This window comes from Chromatocurvus halotolerans (genome assembly GCF_004340525.1).
In the GTDB taxonomy this organism is placed as follows: domain Bacteria; phylum Pseudomonadota; class Gammaproteobacteria; order Pseudomonadales; family Halieaceae; genus Chromatocurvus; species Chromatocurvus halotolerans.
Genome location: NZ_SLWX01000041.1, coordinates 1 through 1,595, shown reverse-complemented (window position 1 = coordinate 1,595; position 1,595 = coordinate 1). Strand labels below are relative to the sequence as shown.

At 58.7% G+C, this 1,595-nt stretch carries 1 protein-coding gene; it reads left to right on the top strand.

The window, feature by feature from the left end:
* Positions 1-77 precede the first annotated feature (77 nt).
* Positions 78-1,436, top strand: coding sequence for an IS1182 family transposase (locus tag EV688_RS17305; protein ID WP_131917737.1), 1,359 nt, complete (start codon positions 78-80; stop codon positions 1,434-1,436).
* Positions 1,437-1,595: the final 159 nt, after the last annotated feature.

Genomic DNA, 1,595 nt, shown 5'->3' with positions numbered 1-1,595 from the left:
CTAGCAGCCTGTCGGACTTAACCGAATAGTATCGACGTGGGATAATCCATGTCACGTGCAGTGATCGGGGCGCAATGATGGCAAACTTCGTAAACGCGGATCGGGAAACTGACTACCTGTTTCCCCCTTCCATGCAGGATTGGCTGCCCGAGGATCACATGGCCCGCTTTGTTGTTGACGTGGTTGACCAGCTCGACCTGTCTGAACTGACGCAGCAATACGCTGGCCGAGGCTCGAAGGCCCACCATCCCGCTGTCTTACTCAGCCTGCTGATTTACGGTTACGCCACTGGCGTGTTCTCCAGCCGCAAGATTGAGCGCGCCACTTACGATTCAATTGCCTTCCGTTACCTGGCGGCCAACACGCATCCGGACCACGACACCATAGCGGCATTCCGGCGCCGTTTTTTACCCCAGCTTGAGAGCCTGTTCGTTCAGGTCCTGCTGCTGGCACGTGAGATGAAGCTGATGAAGCTGGGCCGGATTGCCCTGGATGGCACCAAGGTAAAAGCGAACGCCAGCAAGCACAAGGCACTGTCCTACAAGCATGCCAAGAAGATCGAAGCGCAACTCAAGTCGGAGGTGAGTGCCTTGACCGCGCTGGCAGAGGCGGCGGATCAGACGCCGGTTGTCGAAGGCATGGACGTTCCCGCGGAGATTTCCCGACGCGAAGCGCGGCTTGCTGCCTTGGCGGAAGCCAAGCGAAAAATCGAAGCACGCGCGCAGGAGCGCTTTGAACACGAGCAGGCCGACTACCAACAAAAGCAGGCCAAACGGCAGGCCCAGAGGGACCAGGGAAAAAAGCCCCGGGGCCGGGAGCCCAAGGCACCGCTGCCCGGCCCTCGGGACACGGACCAGGTGAACCTGAGCGATGAGGAATCACGCATCATGCCGGTCTCCGGCGGCGGCTTTGATCAGTGCTACAACGCTCAGGCAGGTGTCGATACCGAGACCATGCTGGTTGTCAGTGCGCACATCACGCAAGCGACCAACGACAAGAAAGAGGTTGCGCCGGCGTTGAGTCGGCTGAGCGCTTTGCCCGAGACCCTGGGCACCGCCACAGACTTGCTGGCTGACACCGGGTACTTCAGTCAGGCGAATGTACAGGCCTGCATTGGGAGCCAGATACAGCCGTCGCTGGCGATCGCACGGGATCAACACCATCGATCTGTCTTTGAGCGCTTCGCACCGGACGCACCCGTGCCTAATACAGACGATCCCGTGGTGTTAATGAAACACCAGTTGACGACCCAATCCGGACGGGCGCTGTATGCGCTGCGCAAGCAAACGGTTGAACCGGTGTTCGGCGTTATTAAGCAGGTGATGGGGCTGAGGCAGTTCTCGATGCGAGGCCTGGACAAGGTCGCAGGCGAATGGACATTAGCGACGCTGGCATGGAACGTAAAGCGGATGAACGTGCTGAGAATGGCGGTGTGAGGGCCTTCAGTCCTTTTTACGCCCTACAGGGAGTGCCTGGTGCCTCTGTTGAGCCGGCGTTTACCGCACTCAGAACCACCAGAAGCAAAACTAACAGCTTTGAACCGTTACCACGACTTTAAACCGTGTCTGTCGGACGTGAGTCCGACAGACTGCTAG